The sequence below is a fragment of the Aquimarina macrocephali JAMB N27 genome (genome assembly GCF_000520995.1).
In the GTDB taxonomy this organism is placed as follows: Bacteria; Bacteroidota; Bacteroidia; order Flavobacteriales; family Flavobacteriaceae; genus Aquimarina; species Aquimarina macrocephali.
The window spans coordinates 1-289 of the sequence record NZ_JACA01000071.1; the positions used below are offsets into that span (position 1 = coordinate 1).

Sequence of the window (289 nt, forward strand, 5' to 3'; positions counted from 1 at the left end):
TTAAGATGGATACTGATAAAAAAGAACCAGTAGAATTCCTTCTTGAAGGTGACTTTGACAAAGCACTTAATGCATATATGGCCTTAAAAGAACATGACTCAACTTATCTTACTGTTACTGAAGACTATTTAAATGATCTAGGTTATGATTTTTTCCATGAGGATAGAATGAAATTATCACAAGATGTTTTCAAAGTGAATATGATGCTCTATCCAGATAGTTATAAAGTATATGATAGTTATGCAGAAGCCTGTGCAAAAATTGGAGAAATTGATATGGCAATTTTAAA

At 30.4% G+C, this 289-nt stretch carries 1 pseudogene; it reads left to right on the top strand.

From position 1 onward, the window contains the following. Nucleotides 1-289 (top strand): annotated as a pseudogene (locus tag Z054_RS31965) (hypothetical protein); the annotation flags it as partial.